18 protein-coding genes are annotated in these 20,190 nt (G+C 67.8%); 13 read left to right on the top strand and 5 right to left on the bottom strand.

Features of this window, described 5'->3' with window-relative positions; genetic code table 11:
• Positions 1-31 precede the first annotated feature (31 nt).
• The 6 genes from ACSX1C_RS16750 (at position 32) to ACSX1C_RS16725 (ending at position 8,585) form a co-directional block, all read left to right on the top strand.
• Entirely contained in the window at positions 32-3,175 is a 3,144-nt protein-coding gene (locus ACSX1C_RS16750; protein ID WP_439889435.1) for a response regulator, read from the top strand.
• Positions 3,168-3,554: a response regulator gene (locus tag ACSX1C_RS16745; protein ID WP_439887080.1), complete on the top strand. Its 387-nt coding sequence runs from the start codon at positions 3,168-3,170 to the stop codon at positions 3,552-3,554. Before ACSX1C_RS16750 ends, ACSX1C_RS16745 begins: the two co-directional genes overlap by 8 nt.
• Positions 3,547-5,205 (top strand): diguanylate cyclase, encoded by a 1,659-nt coding sequence (locus ACSX1C_RS16740; RefSeq protein ID WP_439887079.1) that lies wholly within the window; start codon positions 3,547-3,549, stop codon positions 5,203-5,205. Before ACSX1C_RS16745 ends, ACSX1C_RS16740 begins: the two co-directional genes overlap by 8 nt.
• Positions 5,206-5,304: 99 nt before the next feature.
• A complete protein-coding gene (locus ACSX1C_RS16735) occupies positions 5,305-6,594 on the top strand; it encodes an NAD(P)/FAD-dependent oxidoreductase (protein ID WP_439887078.1) in 1,290 nt (429 codons plus the stop codon).
• A 56-nt stretch (positions 6,595-6,650) separates the two neighbouring features.
• Positions 6,651-7,208: a helix-turn-helix domain-containing protein gene (locus ACSX1C_RS16730; protein WP_439887077.1), complete on the top strand. Its 558-nt coding sequence runs from the start codon at positions 6,651-6,653 to the stop codon at positions 7,206-7,208.
• A 24-nt stretch (positions 7,209-7,232) separates the two neighbouring features.
• Positions 7,233-8,585, top strand: coding sequence for a glutamine synthetase family protein (locus ACSX1C_RS16725; RefSeq protein ID WP_439887076.1), 1,353 nt, complete (start codon positions 7,233-7,235; stop codon positions 8,583-8,585).
• A gap of 25 nt (positions 8,586-8,610) precedes the next feature.
• On the opposite strand, the gene chrA is transcribed toward ACSX1C_RS16725, so the two are convergent.
• Positions 8,611-9,957, bottom strand: coding sequence for a chromate efflux transporter (gene chrA, locus ACSX1C_RS16720; protein ID WP_439887075.1), 1,347 nt, complete (start codon positions 9,955-9,957; stop codon positions 8,611-8,613).
• A gap of 154 nt (positions 9,958-10,111) precedes the next feature.
• Between chrA and ACSX1C_RS16715 the strand changes: the two genes are divergently transcribed.
• The 5 genes from ACSX1C_RS16715 (at position 10,112) to ACSX1C_RS16695 (ending at position 14,337) form a co-directional block, all read left to right on the top strand.
• Entirely contained in the window at positions 10,112-10,738 is a 627-nt protein-coding gene (locus ACSX1C_RS16715) for a class I SAM-dependent methyltransferase (RefSeq protein WP_439887074.1), read from the top strand.
• Between the two features lie 130 nt (positions 10,739-10,868).
• Positions 10,869-11,624: a molybdate ABC transporter substrate-binding protein gene (modA, locus tag ACSX1C_RS16710; protein WP_439887073.1), complete on the top strand. Its 756-nt coding sequence runs from the start codon at positions 10,869-10,871 to the stop codon at positions 11,622-11,624.
• Positions 11,625-11,636: 12 nt separating this feature from the next.
• Complete coding sequence (gene modB / locus ACSX1C_RS16705) at positions 11,637-12,317, top strand: molybdate ABC transporter permease subunit (RefSeq protein ID WP_439887072.1); 681 nt, start codon at positions 11,637-11,639, stop codon at positions 12,315-12,317.
• Positions 12,314-13,459, top strand: coding sequence for a molybdenum ABC transporter ATP-binding protein (gene modC / locus ACSX1C_RS16700; RefSeq protein ID WP_439887071.1), 1,146 nt, complete (start codon positions 12,314-12,316; stop codon positions 13,457-13,459). Before modB ends, modC begins: the two co-directional genes overlap by 4 nt.
• Positions 13,460-13,596: 137 nt before the next feature.
• Positions 13,597-14,337 carry a hypothetical protein gene (locus ACSX1C_RS16695; RefSeq protein WP_439887070.1) on the top strand — a complete coding sequence of 247 codons (741 nt, stop codon included), beginning with the start codon at positions 13,597-13,599 and terminating at the stop codon, positions 14,335-14,337.
• A 14-nt stretch (positions 14,338-14,351) separates the two neighbouring features.
• Here the strand turns inward: ACSX1C_RS16695 and ACSX1C_RS16690 are convergent, their stop codons facing one another.
• On the bottom strand, positions 14,352-14,870 hold the full coding sequence (locus ACSX1C_RS16690; protein WP_439887069.1) for a DUF962 domain-containing protein: 519 nt from the start codon (positions 14,868-14,870) through the stop codon (positions 14,352-14,354).
• A gap of 94 nt (positions 14,871-14,964) precedes the next feature.
• Between ACSX1C_RS16690 and ACSX1C_RS16685 the strand changes: the two genes are divergently transcribed.
• Together ACSX1C_RS16685 and ACSX1C_RS16680 are read left to right on the top strand one after the other, a co-directional pair.
• The gene (locus ACSX1C_RS16685) at positions 14,965-15,642 is read left to right on the top strand and encodes a Crp/Fnr family transcriptional regulator (RefSeq protein ID WP_439887068.1); all 678 of its coding nucleotides are present in this window, start codon (positions 14,965-14,967) and stop codon (positions 15,640-15,642) included.
• A 92-nt stretch (positions 15,643-15,734) separates the two neighbouring features.
• Positions 15,735-17,744 (top strand): alkaline phosphatase D family protein, encoded by a 2,010-nt coding sequence (locus ACSX1C_RS16680; protein WP_439887067.1) that lies wholly within the window; start codon positions 15,735-15,737, stop codon positions 17,742-17,744.
• A gap of 164 nt (positions 17,745-17,908) precedes the next feature.
• Here ACSX1C_RS16680 and ACSX1C_RS16675 read toward each other — a convergent pair whose 3' ends face one another.
• Genes ACSX1C_RS16675 through ACSX1C_RS16665 form a run of 3 tightly spaced genes read right to left on the bottom strand, consistent with a single transcriptional unit; the run spans position 17,909 to position 20,160 of the window.
• Positions 17,909-18,796, bottom strand: a complete 888-nt coding sequence (locus ACSX1C_RS16675) for a hypothetical protein (protein ID WP_439887066.1) — start codon at positions 18,794-18,796, stop codon at positions 17,909-17,911.
• Positions 18,783-19,166, bottom strand: a complete 384-nt coding sequence (locus tag ACSX1C_RS16670; protein WP_439887065.1) for a hypothetical protein — start codon at positions 19,164-19,166, stop codon at positions 18,783-18,785. The genes ACSX1C_RS16675 and ACSX1C_RS16670 overlap by 14 nt, the downstream gene beginning before the upstream one ends.
• Positions 19,132-20,160: a hypothetical protein gene (locus tag ACSX1C_RS16665; RefSeq protein WP_439887064.1), complete on the bottom strand. Its 1,029-nt coding sequence runs from the start codon at positions 20,158-20,160 to the stop codon at positions 19,132-19,134. Before ACSX1C_RS16665 ends, ACSX1C_RS16670 begins: the two co-directional genes overlap by 35 nt.
• Positions 20,161-20,190 lie beyond the last annotated feature (30 nt).

Below are 20,190 nucleotides of genomic sequence, written 5' to 3'. Positions count from 1 at the left end.
TTGGCCCGCAGAGGACCTGCAGATGAGCCCCATGCCCAGCGGCGCGCCCCTGCCCATCGACGAAGCCGCGCGGCTCGCCGAGCTGCGCCAGTACGCCCTGCTCGACAGCCCGGCCGAACAGGCCTACGACGATCTCACCCAGCTCGCCGCCCAGCTGTGCGACACCCCCATCGCCCTGATTTCCCTGGTCGACGAGCAACGGCAGTGGTTCAAGAGCCGGGTCGGCCTGGATGCCTGCGAAACGCCGCGCCAATTCGCCTTCTGCGCCCATGCCATCCTCGCCGACCGGCTCTTCGAGGTCGGCAACGCCCTGGAAGATCCGCGCTTCCACGACAACCCGCTGGTCACCGGCGCGCCGCATATCCGCTTCTACGCCGGCATGCCGCTGACCACCGGCAGCGGCCACAGGCTCGGCACCCTGTGCGTGATCGACAGCCGCCCGCGCCAACTGACGGCGCAGCAACGCGACGGCCTGCAGCGCCTGGCCCGACAGGTCGTGCAGCTGTGCGAGCTGCGCCTGAGCAATCGCCGCCAGGTCGAGCAGGCCGCGCTGCAACGGGCGATCCTCAGCAGCGCCGGCAGCGCCATCGTCACCACCGACCCGGCCGGCAGCATCATCAGCATCAACCCGGCCGCCGAGCAGCTGCTCGGCTACCGCCAGCACCAGCTGCTCGGCCAGCCGCTGGTGCCCACCCTGCTCAGCGCCGCGCAGCTGGCCGGGCATAGCGCCGGCGACGAGCCGCCGGCGGGCGCGGCCAGCGACTTGGCGGCATTGCTGGCGAGCGCCGCGTGCGACCAAGACGAGCCGCTCGAGTGTACCTATCCGCACCGGGACGGTAGCCGGCTGTCGCTGCTGCTGACCATCTCGGCGATCCACAGCCCCGTCGACCAGCTGCTCGGCTTCGTCATCATCGCCCAGGACCTCAGCCCGCTCGCGGCGGCCCAGCGGCGCCTGCGCCACATCGCCGCGCAGATACCGGGCATGGTGTTCCAGGCCCAGTTGCACAGCCAGGGCACGGTGCTGTTCCCCTATGCCAGCGCAGGCATCGAGGACATCTACGGCCTGGCTCCCGGGGATGTGCGCGCCCGCAGCACGGCGATCTTCGCCGCCATCCACCCGGACGACCGCGCGGCCGTTACCGCCTCCATCCTGCGCTCGGCCGAAGAGCTCAGCCAATGGCAGCAGCAGTACCGTGTACAGCACCCGCGCAAGGGCCTGATCTGGGTCGAAGGCAAGGCCACCCCGCAGCGTCAGGGCGATGGCTCGGTGGTCTGGCACGGCGTGCTCACCGATATCAGCGCGCGCATGCAGCAGCAGGCGGAGCTGGAGCGGCAGGAGGAAATGAACCGGCGCCTGCTCGAGGCCCTGGCCGAGGGGGTGGTCGCCTGCGACGCCCAGGGCAACCTGACCCTGTTCAACGAGACCGCCCGGCAATGGCACGGCACCGACGTCGGCCAGCTGCCCCCCGAGCAATGGGGCGAATACTACGACCTGTTCGAGGCCGACGGCCTGACCCCGCTGGACAGCGCGCGGGTCCCGCTGCTGCGCGCCTTGCGCGGCGAGCGGGTGCGCCAGAGCGAGATCAGCATAGTCGCCAAGGGCCAGGCGCCGCGCCTGGTCACCACCAACGCCGACCCGCTGTACGCCCCGGACGGCCGCCAGCTGGGCGCGGTCGCGGTGATGCACGACATCACCGAGCACAGGCGCATCGAGCGCCTGCAGCGCGAGTTCGTCTCCGCGGTCAGCCATGAGCTGCGCACCCCGCTGACCTCGATCGCCGGCTCCCTCGGCCTGATCCAGGGCGGCGCCCTGGGCCAGCTGCCGGCGGAGATGCAGCAGATGCTGGAGATCGCCCACCACAACAGCCTGCGCCTGAGCCACCTGATCAACGACCTGCTGGACATGGACAAACTGGTCGCCGGCAAGATGAGCTTCGAGCTGGAGGACCTGGCGCTGCGCACCCTGCTCGACGACAGCCGGGTCAGCAACCAGGCCTACGCCGACCAGCACGGCGTGCACCTGGTACAGGGCCCGGCGCCCGAAGTGCGGGTGCGCACCGATGCCATGCGGGTGCAGCAGGTGCTGGCCAATTTCCTCTCCAACGCCATCAAGTTTTCCCCCCGCGGCGCCCAGGTGCAGCTCAGTGCCGCGATGCGGGGCCAGCGGGTACGGATCAGCGTATCCGACCAGGGCCCCGGCATCGCCGAGCAGTTCCGCGCCCGGATCTTCCAGAAGTTTTCCCAGGCCGACGCCACCGACAGCCGACAGAAAGGCGGCACCGGCCTGGGCCTGGCCATCAGCAAGGAGTTGATCGAGCGCCTGGGCGGACGCATCGGCTTCGACTCCGTCGAAGGCCAGGGCGCCACCTTCTGGTTCGAGCTGTCCACCCTGGATGCGCCCCACGCCGAGCCCGGCCCCGACGGCGAGAACGACCCGCGCCCCTGCCTGCTGGTGGTCGAGGACGACGCGGATATCGCCCAGCTGCTGGACCAGCTGCTGAGCCAGGCCGGCTACCGCGTGGTGCTCGCCGCCAGCCTGCAGCAGGCGCGGACACGCCTGGCGCAGCAGCCCTTCGCCGCCCTCACCCTGGACCTGAGCCTGCCGGACGGCAACGGCCTGCAACTGATCCGCGAGCTGCGCGACGCCCCGGCCACCGCCGAGTTGCCGGTACTGGTGATCTCTGCCGCCTGCGAAGACGGGCGGTTGAAGTTGCAGGGCGGCGTCCAGGCCATCGACTGGCTGGACAAGCCGTTCGATCCGCAGCGCCTGCTGAGCCGCATTCGCCTGGCCCTGCAGGGGCTGCCGGGGCAACCCCGGGTGCTGCACATCGAGGACGACGCCGACCTGCGCCTGGTGATCGCCGAGCAGGGCCGTGGGCTGGCCGAGTTCGTCGCCGCCGGCAGCCTCAAGGAGGCGCGCCAGCGCCTGCAACAGGGCCGCTTCGACCTGGTGCTGCTGGATCTCGGCCTGCCCGACGGCAATGGCGTGGAACTGCTCGAAGAACTCCACCAGCAGCATCCCGAGCTGCCGGTGGTGGTACTCTCGGCCCAGGAACTGCCTGCCGAGCAGTTCGGCCGGGTGGAAGCCGCCCTAGCCAAGTCGCGCGGCAATGCGCAACACTTCCTGCAACTGCTCGGCCGCCTACTGCCCGCCAAGGAGAACCGGCATGCCTGAACTGAACCGCATCCTGCACGTGGAAGACGACACCTCGATCCAGGCCGTGGCCAAGGTCGCCCTGGAGGCCGTCGGCGGCTTCAAGGTGCTCAGCTGCTCGTCCGGCCAGGAGGCCCTGGACCAGATCCAGGGCTTCGCCCCCGACTTCATCCTGCTGGACGTGATGATGCCCGGCATGGACGGCCCGCAGACCCTGGAGCGGCTGCGCACGCTGGTGGACATCGACCTGATCCCGGTGGCCTTCATGACCGCCAAGGTGCAGCCGGCCGAGATCCAGCACTATCGCAGCCTGGGCGCCCGCGACGTGATCATCAAGCCCTTCGACCCGATGCAGCTGGCGGCCCAGGTGCGACAGATCTGGAGCCAGGTCCATGGTTGAGCGCACCGAAGCGGGCGCCGAGCTGCAGCGCCACCTGCAGCAGCTCGGCGAACAGTTCGCCGAACGCCTGAAACAGGAGCTGCCGCAGCTGGCCGACAAGGCCCAGCAGCTGCTGCACGCCTGCACGCCGGACGAGCAACAGCGCCACCTCAACAACCTGCGCGACCAGCTGCACAGGCTGGCCGGCACCGCCGGCACCTTCGGCTTCGCCAGCCTCGGCGAACGCGCCCGCGAGCTGGAGCTGCAGGCCGAACAGTGCCTGGCCAGCCTGCAACAGAAGCAGCAAGGCCTGCACAGCTTCATCGACAACCTGCAGCAGCTGACAAGCCAGCAGTACCAGGCCGAACCGGCGAGCAACAGCCCGCCGGCCATGCCCAGGAGCGGCCGTGCCGACCGCGAGGAGCAGTGGATCTACATCCTCGAGGACGAGGCCTGCGTCGGCGAGAACATGCGCCTGACCCTGAGCAACTTCGGCTACCACGCCGAACACTTCGCCACCATCGAGGCGCTGGACGCCGCCATCGGCCAGCGCCTGCCCGACGCCCTGATCGTCGACGTCAACCTGGAAGGCGCGCAGCAGACCGGGCTGACCTACGCCGCCGCCCTGCAGCGGCGCCTCGACGCGCCCCTGCCGGTGCTGGTGATCAGCACCCAGGACGACTTCGCCACCCACCTGGAGGCGGTGCGCGTCGGCGCCACCGGCTTCTTCACCAAGCCGGTGGACATCCCCCAGCTGGAAAACCGCCTGGAGCGCTGCTTCGCCCAGCAGCAGGGCGAGCCCTACCGGGTGCTGATCATCGACGACGACCATGAACTGGCCAGCCGCTACAGCCTGGTGCTGCGCGCCGCCAACATGCTGGTGGAGATGACCCAGGACCCGGCGGACATCTTCCAGCGCATGCGCGAGTTCAACCCGGAAGTGGTGCTGTTGGATGTCAACATGCCCGGCTGCACCGGTCCCGAGCTGGCCCAGATCATCCGCTTCAACGACGACTGGCTGCGCGTGCCGATCATCTACCTGTCGGCGGAAACCGATATCGCCCGGCAGATGAACGCACTGATGATGGCCGGCGACGACTTCGTCACCAAGCCGCTGTCCGACAACGCCCTGGTCACCACGGTGTTCGCCCGCGCCCAGCGCGCCCGCCTGCTGAGCAACGCCCTGTCCCGCGACAGCCTGACCGGGCTGCTCAAGCACGCCGACATCAAGGAGCAGGTGGCCATCGAGCTGGAGCGCGCCCGGCGCAGCGGCAACCGCGCCAGCGTGGTGATGCTGGACATCGACCACTTCAAGAAGGTCAACGACAACTACGGCCACACCGCCGGCGACAACGTCATCCGCGCCCTGGCCAACCTGCTGCGCCAGCGCCTGCGGCGCATCGACAGCCTCGGCCGTTACGGCGGCGAGGAGTTTCTCGCGGTGCTGCCGGATTGCTCGACGGCGCAGGCCCAACGGATTCTCGACGAAATCCGCGAGCGCTTCGCCGGGCTGCGCTTCATCGCCGAGGGCGTTGAGTTCACCGTGACCCTCAGTGCCGGCATCGCCTGCACCGACCTCGACAGCAGCGCCGGCGAACTGCTGGAGCGCGCCGACCGCGCGCTGTACGCGGCGAAGAACGGCGGGCGCAACCAGGTTCGCCAGGCCGAATGAGCGACGCTGCCGCGGGTCGATCGACCCGCGGCTTGGCTGCATGAATTTTATGGCGTATATTTTCATGAAATAAATATTTAGTTATTTCATGAGGCCGCCATGTTCAAGCAGTCCGCCCAGCATGTAGCCAGCTACTACGCCGGCACCTTTCCCGCCGCCATCCCCCTGCGCCCGACCCTGAGCGGCCACGAAGACTGCGAGGTGCTGATCGTCGGCGCCGGCTTCAGCGGCCTGCACAGCGCCCTGCGCCTGGCCCTGGCCGGCAAGCGGGTGTGCCTGCTGGAAGCCAGCCGGGTGGCCTGGGCGGCTTCCGGGCGCAACGGCGGCCAGGCGCTGCTCGGCTGGTCCTGCGACATGCCGCCGCTGGAGCGGGCCCTGGGCCAGGAGCGCAGCCGCCGCCTGTGGGACAGCATGCGCTGGGCCGCCGCCGAGTTGCGCGAGCTGCCGCAGCGCCATGGCTTCGCCATCGACTACCGCCAGGGCAGCCTGTGGGCCGCGGTGCAGCAGCGCCGCGTCGGCCAGCTGGAACAGGCGCGGATCGAGGCCGAGGAGAAATGGGGCTACCACGATCTGCGCCTGATTGCCCGGGAGGAGCTGAGCGAGTGGATCGCCAGCCCGCGCTACCTGGCCGCGCTCTACGACCCCGAGGCCGGCCACCTCAACCCGCTGAAACTGGCCCAGGGCCTGGCCGCGGCCATCGAGCGGGCCGGCGGGCGCATCTACGAACAGAGCCGCGTGCTCGACTACCGCGAGACCGCCGCCGGCTACGTCGCCCGCACCGAGCGCGGCGAGGTGCGCGGCGACGTCCTGGTGCTGGCCTGCAACGCCTATATCGACCGCCTCGACCGCCGCCTGGCCGGGCGCCTGCTGCCGGTCGGCTCCTACCAGGTGGCCACCGCGCCGCTGGCCCCCGAGCTGGCCCGCTCGCTGCTGCCCCACGACAGCTGCGTGATCGACAACCAGTTCGTCCCCGACTACTTCCGCCTGACCCCGGACCAGCGCCTGCTGTTCGGCGGCGGCTGCACCTACCTGGGCGGCATCCCCAAGGACGTCGCCGCGGCCACCCGCCCCTACCTGGAGCGGGTCTTCCCGCAGCTGCGCGGGGTCGAGCTGGAGTTCGCCTGGGGCGGGCACATCGACTGCAGCATGAAGCGCACCCCGGACATCGGCCGCCAGGGCCAACGCTACTGGCTGCAGGGCTTCTCCGGCCACGGCGTGCTGCCGACCCTGGCCGGCGCCCGGGCGGTGAGCGATGCCATCCTCGGCGACGACGGGCTGCTGGCGCTGTACCAGGCCCTGGACAACCCGCGCTTCCCCGGCGGCGCCCTGCTGGCCGCGCCGCTGGAGGCCGCCGGCAAGGCCTGGTACCGGCTGCGCGACGTGATTTGACCCCTGGACAGGAACGGCGCCCAGCGTTTTCCGGCAACCGAATCGAGGACAACGACATGGACATGCAAGAAGAAATCGAAGGTCTGGCGATCCTGATTCGCGACCTGCGCAAGCACAAGAACCTCACCCTCGGCGAACTCGCCGAGCGCATCGGCCGCTCGGTGGGTTTCCTCTCCCAGGTCGAGCGCGGCCTGTCACGGCCGACCGTCGCCGACCTCACCGCGATCAGCGAGACCCTGGGGGTGCCGACCACCTACTTCTACAGCCTGAGCAAGCCGCGTGCGCTGCCCTGGGTGACCCGCCCCGGCGAGCGCCGCACCCTGTACTACGGCGGCGGCATCACCGACGTGCTGGTGTCGCCGCACATGGCGGCCGGCTTCTCCATGCTCGACAGCCACCTGGAGCCCGGCGCCAACAGCGGCGAGGGCCACCTCAACGACAGCGACGAGCAGGGCGGCTTCGTCCTCGCGGGCGAGCTGACGATCTGGCTGGAGGGCAGCGACGAGCCGGTGAGCCTCGGCCCCAACGACGGCTTCCAGCTGCCGCCGCACACCCAGTTCCGCTACGCCAACCTCACCGACCAACCGACGCGGGTGCTCTGGGTGTTCCGCTAACCCAGGCCCGCAGGACCCCACGCCATGACCACGACCCCCAGTTTCCCCGACCTGCTCAGCGAAGTGCGCGCCTTCCGCGCCCAGCACCCCGCGGTGCGCTACGTCGACCTGATCAGCCTGGACATCCCCGGGCACTTCTACGGCAAGCGCTACCCCATCGACATGCTCGAGAAGGTCGCCGCCGGCAGCCCCCTGAAACTGCCGCAGAACTGCGTGCTGTTGGGCGTCCAGGGCGGCCTCTACCCGATCGGCGACTACTGCTTCGCCGACGGCGACCCGGACGCGCCGCGCCGCCTGATCCCCGGCACCCTCAAGCCGGTGCGCTGGGAGCAGCAGCCCCTCGGGCAGATGCTGATCAGCTCCGACGGCACAGACGCGCCCATCGAGTTCGAGCCGCGCGAGGTGCTGGCCCGGGTGCTGGCGCGCCTGGAGGCCCGCGGCATCCGCCCGGTGGTGGCCTTCGAGTTGGAGTTCTACCTGTTCGCCCGCAAGCTCGAGAACGGCCTGCCGCAGTTCCCCCGCGACCCGCTGAGCGACGACGCCGACGACCAGCCGAACATGCATATCGAGCGCCTGTCGCGCTTCTCGGACGTGCTCGACGAGATGGTCCTGGCGGCGAACGAGCAGGGGGTGGACGCCAACGTGATCACCGCCGAGCTCGGCCCGGGGCAGTTCGAGATCAACTTCGGCCATTGCGACGACGGCCTGCGCGCCGCCGACTGGGCCGCCCTGTTCTGCCGCAGCAGCCGCGGCGTGGCGCTCAAACACGGCTACCGGGCCAGTTTTATGAGCAAGCCCTACCTGGACGCCCCGGGCAGCGGCATGCACGTGCACGTCAGCCTGTACGACCGGGACGGCCGCAACCTGCTGGCCGCCGACCAGCAGCGCCCGCTGCGCCACGCCGTGGCCGGCTGCCTGGAGCTGCTGCCCCACTGCATGCCGATCTTCGCCGCCAACCACAACGCCTTCCGCCGCTACGGCGCCATGGTCAACGCCGCCAGCCGCGCCAGCTGGGGCTTCGAGGACCGCGACGCGTGCATCCGCATCCCCGAGTCGGACGGCAAGAACCTGCGCATCGAACACCGCCTGGCCGGCGCCGACGCCAACCCCTACCTGGTGCTGGCCGCCATTCTCACCGGCATGGAACACGGCCTGGACGCCGCCCGCGAGCCCATCGCCCCGCTCAACGACGACCGTGCCAGCGGCATCGACTTCCCTCAGGACATGCTCTCGGCCGTGGCGGCCATGCGCGCGCACCCGGCGGTCAACCAGGGCCTGGGCAGCGAGTTCGTCATGGTCTATTGCGAGAACAAGCGCCAGGACCACCTGGCCTTCATGCACGAGGTCAGCGCCCGGGAATACCGCTGGTTTCTCTGAGCCGGCGGCGCGGCCGGAAGGTTGCTCAGCCCAGGGCCAGGTGCAGCAGCAGCCCGGCCAGGGCGCAGGCGCCGAGCACCTCCACCACCCCGCGCTTGTAGCGCAGCAGCGCCACGGCCGCGGCCAGGGCGATCAGCGCCGAGGGCCAGTCGAAGGCGCCGGCGAAGCCCTGGGGCCAGAGCACATGGTAGGCGAAGAACAGCGCCAGGTTGAGGATCACCCCGACCACCGCGGCGGTGATGCCGGTCAGCGGCGCGGTGAACTTCAGCTCGCCATGGGTCGACTCCACCAGCGGGCCGCCGGCGAGGATGAACAAAAACGACGGCAGGAAGGTGAACCAGGTGACCAGGCAGGCGGCCAGCGCGCCGCTGAGGAAGGCCGCGTCGCCGGCCAGCATCGGCTGCAGGTAGGCGCCGACGAAGGCGACGAAGGCCACCACCATGATCAGCGGCCCCGGCGTGGTCTCGCCCAGGGCCAGGCCGTCGATCATCTGCGCCGGGCTCAGCCAGCCGTAGTGACCGATGGCGCCCTGATAGACATAGGGCAGCACCGCGTAGGCGCCGCCGAAGGTCAGCAGCGCCGCCTTGGTGAAGAACCAGGCCATCTGCGTCAGGGTCCCCTGCCAGCCGTACAGGGCGCACAGCAGGGCCATCGGCAGCAGCCACAGGGCGGCGCCCACGGCGAGGATCAGGGCCAGGCGCGAGACACGAAAACGCGCATGCTGCGGCGTCGGCGTGTCGTCGTCGATCAGCGCCGGGCCGTAGGACGGCCTGGCCGCGCCGTGGCCGCCGCCGACGCTGAACTGCGCCGGCAACAGGCGGCCGCCCAGGTAGCCGAGCAGCGCGGCGCCGAGGACGATCAGCGGAAAGGGCAGATTCAGGGCGAAGATGGCGACGAAGGCCGCCGCGGCGATGGCCCACAGCCAGTGGTTCTGCAGCGCCCGCGCGCCGATGCGCAGGGCCGCCTGCACCACGATGGCGGTGACCGCCGGCTTGATGCCGTAGAAGATCCCGGCCACCAGCGGCACATCGCCGAAGGCGATATAGACCCAGGACAGGCCGATCAGCAGCAGCAGCGAGGGCAGCACGAACAGCGCCCCGGCGATCAGCCCGCCCCAGGTGCGGTGCAGCAGCCAGCCGATGTAGGTGGCCAGCTGCTGGGCCTCCGGCCCCGGCAGCAACATGCAGTAGTTCAGGGCATGCAGGAAGCGCCGCTCGGAGATCCAGCGGCGCCGTTCGACCAGCTCCTGGTGCATGATGGCGATCTGCCCGGCCGGGCCGCCGAAGCTGATCAACCCCAGCTTGAGCCAGAAGGCCAGGGCCTGCAGCAGGCTGACGGAGGACGGCGGGGCGTGTTCGGCGGGCTCGGCCATGGGTGGGCGTCCAGTCGGGGGCGGGGTGACGCACTATAACCCGTGGCGCCAGACGCCGTGTTACAGGCCTCCGGCGTCGTGGTGCGAACTCCCGCCCGGTCCTTGGATGGGGTTAAATAGAGGCCTTCCTCTCGTCCAGCGGCCGCCCCGTCCCATGCCCTACGATGCCGAGCAACTGCAGCAGATCAGCGCCCTGACCCTGGCCCACTACCAGGACCACGCCGAGGGTTTTCGCGAGGGCACCCGCGACCACGACGTGAGCCAGAACATCGCCGCCCTGCTGCGCCATATCCGCGGCGAGCCACCCTACCGCATCCTCGACTTCGGCTGCGGCCCGGGCCGCGACCTGCGCACCTTCGCGGCCCTGGGCCACAGCGCGGTCGGCCTGGACGGCTGCCCGCGCTTCGTCGAGATGGCCCGCGCCGACAGCGGCTGCGAGGTCTGGCGCCAGGACTTCCTGGCCCTCGAGCTGCCGGATGGGCAGTTCGACGGCATCTTCGCCAACGCCGTGCTGTTCCACGTCCCCCGCCAGGAGCTGCCCCGGGTGCTCGGCCAGTTGCACGCCACCCTCAAGCCCGGCGGCGTGCTGTTCAGCTCCAACCCCCGCGGCGACAACCGGGAGGGCTTCAACGGCGAGCGCTACGGCGCCTACTACGACCTCGACCACTGGCGCGCGCTGCTGCGGGCCGCCGGCTTCGACGAGCTGGAACACTACTACCGTCCGCCCGGCCTGCCGCGCGCCCAGCAGCCGTGGCTGGCCAGCGTCTGGCGCCGCGCCTGATGGCAGGGCAACCCGCGCTTGACTCGGCAGTCAGCTATTTCCAAGATGCAGCCTGCGCCGCCGGTTCCGGCGGCCGCAGCGAACCCCAGTCCCGCCGCGTCGAGCGTCGCGGCCCAGCCGGAGAGCCCCCATGCGTCACGTTCTGTTGCGAGCACTGGCCAGCCTGGCCGCCGGTCTGCTGAGCGGCAGCGCCCTGGCCGGCGAGGTGCAGGTGGCGGTGGCCGCCAACTTCACCGCACCCATGCAGGCCATCGCCCGCCAGTTCGAGGCCGACAGCGGCCACCGGGTGCTCGCCGCCTACGGCGCCACCGGTCAGCTCTATGCGCAGATCAGCAACGGCGCGCCCTTCGCGCTGCTGCTGGCCGCCGACCAGAGCACCCCGGCGCGCCTGGAGCGCGAGGGCCTGGGCGTGCCCGGCTCGCGCTTCACCTACGCCACCGGCGCCCTGGTGCTGTGGTCGGCGCGGCCGGGCTATGTCGATGACCAGGGCCGGGTGCTCAGGGACGGCGACTTCCGCCACCTGGCCCTGGCCAACCCCAAGGCCGCCCCCTACGGCCTGGCCGCCATCCAGGTGCTGGAAAAGCTCGGCCTGCACCAGGCCGTGGCGGGCAAACTGGTCGAGGGCCAGAGCATCAGCCAGACCCTGCAGTTCGTCGCCAGCGGCAACGCCGAACTGGGCTTCGTCGCCCTGTCCCAGGTCTACCGCGATGGCAAGATCGCCGAAGGCTCGGCCTGGCGGGTGCCGGCGACGCTGTACCAGCCGATCCACCAGGACGCCCTGCTGCTGAAACAGGGCGCCGATAACCCGGCCGCCGCGGCCCTGCTCGACTACCTCAAGAGTCCGCCGGCGGCCGCCATCATCCGCGCCTACGGCTACTCGCTCTAGCGCAGGCCCCGCATGCCCCTGAGCCAAGCCGACCTCGACGCCATCCTGCTGACCCTGCAGCTGGCGTCGCTGACCACCCTGCTGTTGCTGCTGCTGGGCACGCCCATCGCCTGGTGGCTGGCGCGCACCGGCTCCTGGCTGAAGCGGCCGGTCGGCGCCATCGTCGCCCTGCCCCTGGTGCTGCCGCCGACGGTGATCGGCTTCTACCTGCTGGTGAGCATGGGGCCCCATGGTTTCATCGGCCAGCTGACCCAGGGCCTCGGCCTCGGCACCCTGACCTTCAGCTTCGCCGGCCTGCTGATCGGCTCGGTGATCTACTCCCTGCCCTTCGTCGTGCAGCCGTTGCAGAACGCCTTCGAAGCCATCGGCCGCGCGCCCCTGGAGGCCGCGGCGACCCTGCGCGCCGGGCCCTGGGACGCCTTCTTCAGCGTGGTCCTGCCGCTGGCCCGGCCCGGCTTCGTCACCGCCGCCATCCTCGGCTTCGCCCATACGGTCGGCGAGTTCGGCGTGGTGCTGATGATCGGCGGCAATATCCCCGGCCGGACCCAGGTGGCCTCGGTGCAGATCTACAACCATGTCGAGGCCCTGGAGTACACCCAGGCCCACTGGCTGGCCGGCGGCATGCTGGCCTTCTCCTTCATCGTGCTGCTGGCGCTCTACTCCAGCGGCCAGGCGCGCAGGGCCTGGCGATGATCTGGCGGCCACGTGGACGCGACGCGGTCACGGCCGCCGCAGCCAACGGCGACGGGCTGATCCGGGCGCGCTTTCGCATCGAGCATCCCGGCTTCGCCCTGGACCTGGACCTGCGCCTGCCGGGTCGCGGCATCAGCGCCCTGTTCGGCCCCTCCGGCTCGGGCAAGACCAGCTGCCTGCGCTGCTTCGCCGGCCTGGAGCGGCCGACCGAGGGCTATCTGCGGGTCAACGGCGAGCTGTGGCAGGACAGCGCAGGCGGCCGCTTCCTCGCCCCCCACCGACGCCCCCTGGGTTATGTGTTCCAGGACGCCAACCTGTTCCCCCACCTGTCGGTGCGCGGCAACCTGGAGTTCGGCCTCAAGCGCATCGCCGCCGGCGAGCGCCGGGTGCGTCTGGAGCAGGCCGCCGAGCTGCTCGGCATCGCCGCGCTGCTCGAACGCATGCCCGAGCGCCTGTCCGGCGGCGAGCGCCAGCGCGTCGGCATCGCCCGCGCCCTGCTGACCAGCCCGCGCCTGCTGCTGATGGACGAGCCGCTGGCCTCCCTGGACCACAGGCGCAAGCAGGAGGTGCTGCCCTATCTGGAGCGCCTGCACCGCGAGCTGGAGATCCCCATCCTCTACGTCAGCCACGCGCCGGACGAGGTGGCGCGCCTGGCCGATCACCTGGTGGTCCTGGAGCAGGGCCGGGTGCAGGCCAGCGGCCCGCTGAAGGAGACCCTGCTGCGCGCCGACCTGCCGTTCATCCTCGAGGACGACGCCGAGGCGGTGGTGGAGGGCCGGGTCTGCGCCTATGACCCGGCCTATCGCCTGCTGAGCCTGGAGCTCGGCGGCTGCGACGCCCGCCTGCAGCTGAGCCACGGCCCGCTGCCTGCGGGCCAGCGCGTGCGCATCAAGGTCAAGGCCCGCGACGTCAGCCTGAGCCTGAACCGGGCCGAGGGCAGCAGCCTGCTCAACCTGCTGCCGGCACGGGTCGAGCACTGGCTGGTGCTGGACGAGCAGGCGCAGGTGCTGGTCAACCTGAGGGTCGGCGACGAGCGGCTGATCGCCCGCATCACCCGTTACTCCTTCGACCGCCTGGGCATCCACCGCCAGCAGGGGCTGTGGCTGCAGATCAAGTCGGTCTCCCTGCTGGCGTCCGACTGAACCAGGCGCGCCCACTTTCCGACGAAATCACTCTTTCGGGTCATGCCCCTAGCCGGCCCTGGCGCTACTCTTGCGGACGGGGCCTGCCACGGCTCCCAGTTCCGCACTGCTCACAACAACAACAAGGAGCACCCCGGATGCGCTTCGAGTCGCTACTCAGACCGCTATTGCTCTGGACGCTCGGCGTCCTCGTCAGCCTGCCGCCACTGGCCGTCGCCGAGGCGGCGAGCCCCCAGGTCCAGGCCTATGCCAGCCGCGCCACCAGCAGCCTGCTGCTGCTGCGCGGCGAGGGCTTCCAGAACAGCCACCGGCAACGCCTGGAGAACGACATCCAGACCCTCGCCGCCGCCGTGCAGAGCCTGCCGCAGAGCAGCGACGCCCTGCGCGCCAGCCACCTGGAGCTTGTTACCCAGCTGCGCCGCGGCGTTTCCTTTGGCCCCAGCGAGGACAACGTGCCCTGGGGCTATCCCCAGGAGCTGGCCAAGGCGCTGCGCGAGTTCCTGCATGCCGCGCGCCAGCTAGCGCACGCCGGTGACAGCGAGCTGTCGGCCAAGGTCGAGTACCTCGCCGTGCAGTACCTCAGCCGCTCCTATATCGGCAGCTTCGAGATCGCCCGCGAGCAGCCGGACACCTACCTCGGCCAGGACGAACGCCTGCTGGTGCCGGCGGTCGACCAGGAGCTGGCGGCGCTGGATGCCAAGGCCGATCCGGCCCTGGCCAAGCTCAGGGTGCGCTGGGAATACCTCAAGGCCGCCCTGAGCGACATGAACAGCAAGAGCAACACCCTGCAGAGCGTGTCCGGCCGGCCCTTCGCGCCCATCACCGTGGACCGCCACAGCCGCGCCCTGACCCAGCAGTGGATGGCGCAGAGCCGCTGAAGCACGCCGCCGGGTCAGGCCCGCTTCGCCTGGATGCGGGTCGGCCCGGCGCGCTCGACCACCGCCCGCTCCAGTTCGCGGCGCAGGCCGAGGAGGAAGGCCGCCTCGGCCACCACGAACAGCGGCCCGATGGCCAGCCCCATGAGGTCGTCGACGAAGGCCGGCTTGCGTCCCTCGTAATAGTGGCCGACGAACTGGATGACCCAGCCGACCACGAACAGCCCCAGGCCCGCGCTCAGCCACAGCCCGGTGGCCTGGGCCGCCAGCGCCATGCCGGCCCACAGGCACAGCCCCAGCAGGGCGGCCATCAGCAGGCCGAAACGCAGGTCCAGGCGCAGGTAGAAGGCCGCGGCCACCAACGCCGCCAGGGCCGCCGGCGACAGCCACAGGCCGGCCACCTCCAGGCCCGGCCGCGACAGCAGCACCACGACCGCGAGGACGATCAGCGGAATGCCGATGAAGTGGCTGGCGATATTGCGCCGGTCGCGGTGGTAGGCGGCGTACTGGCTCAGGTATTCGACCAGGGTCTTCATCGGGCTTGTCCTCGTGGCGGGCGGGTCGGATGATGATGGCCCCGGCCCACCGCGCCCCTCTGTCGGCTAGCCGACAAATCAACGGAGATCGCCGATGAACGATGCCCAGCGCGCCCGCCTGCGGGGCGGCCACTGGTTCGCCGCCCTGCCCGAGGCCCTGCAGCAGGCCCTGCTGGCCGCCGCCCGGGAGCAGCGCCTGGAGGCCGGGCAGCGCCTGTTCCGCCGCGGCGACCCGCCCAGCGGGCTGTACGCGGTGCTGGAAGGGGCCATGCGCGTCGGCGCGGTCAGCCCCGACGGCAAGGAGGCGCTGCTGACCCTGGTCGAGCCGCCCTACTGGTTCGGCGAGATCTCCCTGTTCGACGGCCAGCCGCGTACCCACGACGCCTTCGCCGAGTGCCCCAGCACCCTGCTGCTGGTGCCCCAGGCCGAGCTGCTGGCCCTGCTCGAACGCGAGCCGCGCTACTGGCGCGACTTCGCCCTGCTGATGAGCCAGAAGCTGCGCCTGGCGTTTATCGCCCTGGAGGAGATGAGCCTGCTGCCGGCCGCGCCGCGCCTGGCCCGGCGCCTGCTGCTGATCGCCGAAAATTACGGCGAGGGCGAGCCACGTCGGGTCATCCACCTGGCCCAGGAGCAGCTGGCCCTGATGCTGGCGATCTCCCGGCAGACCACCAACCAGATCCTCAAGGAGCTGGAGGCCCAGGGCATCCTGCGCCTGAGTTACGGCGAGATCGAACTGCTCGACCTGCCGCGCCTGCGCCAGGCGGCGCGCTAAGCGGCGGGCGCAGCCACACGCGGAAACAATGACGGGCCGAACGCTCGCCACAGGCCATGGTCTATCCCCACGCCCCCAGGAGCCCCAGCCCGATGCCGACACAGCCGCCCAGCGCCGCTCCCTCCAACGCCTTGCCGGCGGTGCTGGCCGGCCCCCTGCTGCGCCGCCTGGAATCCGAGCGCCTGGTGCTCTGGCTGGTCGGCTCGCGGGCGCTGTCGTTGCGCCTGCGCCTGAGCCACGCCGGCGCGGGGCAAACCGACTACCCGCTGGACGCCGACCGCTGCCGGGTGCTGCAGGTGGGCGAGCGGGCCTTCGTCCACCTGATCGACCTGCGCCTCGAGCAGCCGCTACCCCGGGACGTGCAGATCGACTACGACCTGCTGCTCGAGGGCGACGACGCGCCCGTGCAAGGCATCGCCGACTGGGCGCCGCACCTGCTGTACGACGGCGCCGAGCGGCCGAACTTCGTGCTGCGTACGCGCATCGACCAGCTGCTCCACGGCTCCTGCCGCAAGCCGCACCACGCCGCGGCCGACGGCCTGCTGTGCGCCGACCGCCTGCTGGCCGCACGGCCGGCGCCCGAACAGCGCCCGGCGCTGCTGCTGATGAGCGGCGACCAGATCTACGCCGACGACGTCGCCGGGCCCATGCTGTGCGCCATCCACCAGCTGATCGCGCGCCTGGGGCTGTTCGGCGAGCGCCTGGAGGGCGCCCTGGTCGAGGACAGCGACGCCCTCTACGGCCATGCGCTCGGCTACTACCAACGCAGCGAACTGCTGCCGGAACTGCAGAGCAACGTCGGCCTGCGCGAACGCTTCTTCGGCGGGGTCAGGAAGCCGATCTTCACCACCAGCAGCGCCGACAACCACCTGGTGACCCTGGCCGAGGTGCTGGCCATGTACCTGCTGGTCTGGTCGCCGACGCCCTGGACCCTGCTCGGCAGCGGCCGGCCGACCCTGGATGCCGAGCGGGCGCGGCGCTACGAGGACGAACGGGGCCGTATCGAGGCGTTCCGCGACGGCCTCGGCGGCGTCGCCCGCGCCCTGGCCCACCTGCCGACCCTGATGATCTTCGACGACCACGACGTCACCGACGACTGGAACCTCTCGGCGCAGTGGGAGGAAACCGCCTACGGCCACCCCTTCTCCCGGCGCATCATCGGCAACGCGCTGATCGGCTACCTGCTGTGCCAGGGCTGGGGCAACGACCCGGACGTGTTCGCCGAGGCGCTGGAGCAATTCCAGGCCATGGGCGCCGGGCGAAACGGACGCAACCAGCTGGACGGCGCCGCCCAGGACGCCCTGATCGACCGCCTGCTGCACTTCCACCATTGGCATTACGTGCTGCCGACCGAGCCGGCGCTGCTGGTGCTGGACACCCGCACCCGGCGCTGGCGCAGCGAACGCCACCCCCAGCGGCCGTCCGGGCTGCTCGACTGGGAGGGCCTGTGCGAGCTGCAACAGGCGCTGCTCGACCACCCGGCGGCGATCATCGTGTCGCCGGCGCCGATCTTCGGGGTCAAGCTGATCGAGGCGGTGCAGCGGGTCTTCACCTGGTGCGGTCACCCGCTGCTGGTCGATGCGGAGAACTGGATGGCCCATCGCGGCGCCGCCCGGGTGATCCTCAACATCTTCCGCCACTCGCGCACCCCGGGCTGCTACGTGGTGCTGTCCGGCGACGTGCACTACTCCTTCGTCTACCGGGTGCTGATCCGCCACCGCAAGAGCGCCCCGCAGATCTGGCAGATCACCAGCAGCGGCCTGAAGAACGAGTTCCCACGGCGCCTGCTGGACTGGTTCGACCGCCTCAACCGCTGGCTCTACTCGCCGCGCTCGCCGCTCAACTGGCTGACCAAGCGCCGCCGCCTGCAGGTGGTGCCGCGCATCCCCAGCCGCAGCCGGGCCGGCGAACGCCTGTGGAACGGCGCCGGCCTCGGCCAGGTGTTCTTCGACGAGCAGGGCCAGCCCAGCGAGATACTCCAGCACAACGCCGACGGCTCGGCGCCGGTCGGCTTCGTCGAAGACCGCGAGGCGGCCCGGCGCACGGTGCAGCCAGCGCCGAGCCGCCGTCCGCTGGCGGACGGCGACCACTCCGTGCGCTAGACCGGCCATTTATGGGTGCGGAGCGGCACGGCCTGTTAAGGGGCCTGGCATTAAGCGCGCCCGGGGAGTGCAAGGCGGAGATCGGCCCGGAGCGGCCTGTCGGATCGGGCAGCAACCGGCCAAAAACTGCCAGTTAGCGGCACGAAAACTCAGCATTCAATAGTTTATGAAAACCACCACCTTACAAATAGGCCAATTCCTATGAGGATGGTGCCGAAAAATATTACCCGACCAATCCACGGGTGAGACATTAGATTTGTTCCAATGCCAAGCTTCGGCTTGTTTTGATCCCATTCGGACTCGATTATTTCACCGTCAGAAATGAACGGCTTCCAATACGTCGAAATGTGATTATATTTAGGTTCGAAGAAGTCGCTGTGACCATAATTAAAGAATCTGTCCTTAACTATTGGAGTTTGAAACCCTTTTCTCCCTGAACTGCCATAGCCAATGCTTGAGAAAGTCGCCAAGACCGGATAAAAGTCTCGCGTACCTACATCGTTTAATATTGACTTTCTTTCCATCTCCTTGGTATACAAGCCCCAGCGATAACTCGTTGGAATAATGCATCCGCACAGAATTATTCGGGAGAATTTTATATCGGGAGAGGTGGCCAAAATTCTGCTCAATATATAACTACCGAAGCTGTGTGCAATAACTATGAATTTCGCATTGGGCTCCATAGATCTCGCATCCCTAATGTCTTGCGTGACTTTTTTTATAGGAGCGCTGCGGACTGGGGAAGCAAGTTGAAAAGCAGATACGAAATTATATCCAAGACCGTGAACATTGGTGTAAGGAAGCGTGCTCAGCTCCTTCTCAACCAAGCTATGCCAAGCGCCATCCGTTTGAATGCCATGAATTAAAATGACGACGGTTGCGGATGGGCTGTCTTGTACTCCAGAAACCTTGGAGTCTGTCAGACTGTCAAATAACTCTAGGTGCTCTTCTGGAATCTGCTGCCGAACAAGCTGAAGTTGTCGAAGCCTCTTGCTGGGTACTGAGTTATTCCATGTCTCATTAACAAGCTCAACAATTTCAGCGGGGCGCATTCGTCACCAGGATATAAGAGGGCTCGATGTTTTCTTCAGTAACGAAGACTTCTATATCTTTTACAGGGTCTCGAACGACCTCAGGAAGCTCCGCGTATGATGAGAATGTTATCCCTCCGCCGGAAGGGACTCGAACCAAGAGCTGCCTGCGAAAGACTTCCCCTTCCAGCAATATAGTGATTACTCTAGACAAGCGAGAAATGCTTCCCGCCTGCAGGATATCAAACATCCTCGCCGAGCTAAGTCTTATCCGAAAAAGGTCGCCGGCCCTTCTGGCTTCAAAATCTTCCAGAAATTTTTCCATTCTTCGTAAAGCCTCTGCATCTTGAGGAAATTTACGAATTAAGGGCGATAACTTTTCCGCGTACATAAGAGTAATCTCCGGCGGAGCATGCTACAGGAACAGCAAATTCATTAACATCGCCACTTAGCAACAAATGAATTTCTCGCTGAGGAGTCGTTCCGGGTAGTTTAGCGTAAACATTCGTCCCCGTAACGTGGCCATCACTAGCCAAGAAGCTGTCGATTGCGGTCATCGATCCGTTATCAGACGAAAGGTTGTCCTCTTGAGAGGAAGACGAAATTTGCAGCACAGCTCCTAAATCGTTCACCGCTGTCGAATTACTATATCTGAACTCACTCGAAAGGGTTGCGCGATTTTTATGGATTTTATCTTTCGCCGCACTGAGTGAGACCGCGCTAAAGCCATCCTGCGGAATAAATTTGCTTATACAGTTCTGCATGACCCTTACTAATTCAGTGTACTTAGTAGAGTTATCTTGGGATGCAATTCGAAGCTCGAGGAGCCCTTCGTGATCTAAAGTGGCGACATTTACTGCACGCTTCTCGGTAAAGCTGTACTTCTTGGTTATCTCACCCGCTTCGCGATCGATCACTTCTGACTGAAAGGTTTTAATTAGGCGTTTTTCGACAATCTTAATTGTTAAGCTGACTGGATCATGTGCGCCATGCTGCAATATTCTGATATCAACGATAGTCGGAGTTTCTGGAAGATAGATATCCAGCGGCGTATCAAATAGATCATCAAGCTTTTCGTCTTTAGCGATCGCAACTACTCGATTAGGGTTAATTAATGCCTTGGCCCGCTGAGGAGTGCATCGATACAGGAAGGTGTGCTGGCGCCCAAACTCTTCGACTGATTGGAGAAGTTCACGTAAGTCTTTTACGCTGAATTTTGCTTGATTGAGCGCAGGCAAAATGCGCTTCTCATAAAGTTCGTCCCAGTTACCGGAGGTCGGAACGTTTTTGCCTTTCAAGAAATCCTTTACGACCTGCTGACTAGTTGCATTTCTAAGTAAGCTGAAAATTACAACTGAAAGTTTTTTATCTTCTTCGCTCAGCACCCCGTTGCACTCCTACTATCTCTAACTCAA

Origin of the sequence: Pseudomonas sp. MBLB4123, assembly GCF_051904775.1 — a bacterium.
Lineage (GTDB): Bacteria > Pseudomonadota > Gammaproteobacteria > Pseudomonadales > Pseudomonadaceae > Aquipseudomonas > Aquipseudomonas benzenivorans_B.
This window is presented reverse-complemented; position numbering and strand designations above follow the sequence as displayed.